We start from the raw sequence: 1554 nt of genomic DNA on the forward strand, positions 1-1554 counted from the left end.
CAGATTGTAGACAAAAGGGTTTCGAAATGGTCGTATTTCGAAACCCTTTCTATTTTTTATATGTTTTAGAGTATTTAAAGTGAGTAGTAGACCCCTTCGAGGTCGTTAGTTAGACCATTTCTGGACCCCGCCAAGTCCAGTTGGCCATCTTCTTTAAATTCATGGCAGCGAAAGTAAGCATCGCCTGCATCGACAATTTTTTAAGTCCCCTTAACGTTGTCCAACGCATGCCATGCTTTTCTTTTGCATCTGCGAATACTCTTTCAATCGTTTCTTTTCTTTTCGCATAAATAGGTTTTACACCTTCATGGTGACGAAGATGATCGGCTTCTTCCACGTATTCTTGCCAAACATGACGTGTTACCACTTTTTGATGGTCTTTACTCTCGGTACATTGTGCTAAAAAAGGGCAGGTTGCACAAATGTGTTTTGGTGATTTGTATTCTCTATAGCCTTCTTTAGTTGTTGTAGAGTATTTTAAGATTTCACCAGCTGGGCAAAGATAACAGTCAAAGTATTCATCGTAGACATACTCATGCTTACGGAAGAATCCTTCTTTTGTTCGAGGTCGAGTATATGGCAAGGCTGGTGTCATTTCATTTTTTAATAAGTATCTCGTAATTGCAGGTGTTTTGTATGCTGCATCGGCAGCAACGGCTTCGGGTTTTACCACTCTTTCAATAACATTTTCAACTAATGGTTCTAATATGTGACTGTCATGTACGTTGCCTGGAGTTACAATCGTGCCGAGTACAAATCCGTTTCTGTCCGACGCAGCATGAAATGAATAAGCAAACTGTTTAGTACGTTCATCTTTAACGTAATAACCGCTTTCTGGGTCAGTTGTACTTTCTTTGATTTCTTTCTCCTCATCCTTATCAAACTTTTCTGGTGGGATTGGTTTCTTTCCGTGAGCTTCACGATCTTGATTGATCTCTTCTTGAAGCTGTTCTTGATAGGCACGTGTCTCTTTACGAACAACTTTCTTCTCGAATTTGCGCTTATTTGCGCTAGCTTTAACATGTGTAGAATCAACGAAAACGTGTTCTGCACTTATCAAGTTTTTCTCGACAGCAGTCTTTAAAATACGATAAAAGATCTGTTCGAACAGGTCTGTATCTTTAAAGCGACGCACATAGTTTTTTCCAAAGGTAGAGAAGTGGGGTACTTTATCGTGGAAGCCATACCCTAAGAACCAACGATAGGCCATGTTTGTTTCTACCTCTTCAATTGTTTTACGCATCGAACGAATACCGAAGGTATATTGAATGAATGTCAGTTTGATCAAAATAACAGGATCAATACTTGGACGACCAACTTCCGAATACATGTCTTTCACTAAATCATAAACAAAAGAGAAATCAATCGCCGACTCCATTTTGCGAACCAGATGGTTTGCAGGAACTAGTTGATCTAAAGCAATCATTTCAATTTGATCTCGTTGAATAGAGTTATGTTTCGAAAGCATAGTTATCACCTCAGGTTTTATTAATTTTATTTTAAAACAAAAAAGACTGTAGGCAAACTCGAAATTTCGAGTTTGTCTACAGTCTG

At 38.6% G+C, this 1554-nt stretch carries 1 protein-coding gene; it reads right to left on the bottom strand.

From position 1 onward, the window contains the following. Nucleotides 1-109: 109 nt before the first annotated feature. Nucleotides 110-1468: an IS1182 family transposase gene (locus FS486_RS19835; protein ID WP_144514029.1), complete on the bottom strand. Its 1359-nt coding sequence runs from the start codon at nucleotides 1466-1468 to the stop codon at nucleotides 110-112. Nucleotides 1469-1554: the final 86 nt, after the last annotated feature.

Origin of the sequence: Bacillus sp. FJAT-22090 (assembly GCF_007676755.1) — a bacterium.
GTDB lineage: Bacteria > Bacillota > Bacilli > Bacillales_A > Planococcaceae > Psychrobacillus.

What these genes read in the sequence shown, in the direction of transcription:
- FS486_RS19835 (WP_144514029.1), bottom strand. Translation starts at nt 1,468, where the DNA reads ATGCTTTCGAAACATAACTCTATTCAACGAGATCAAATTGAAATGATT.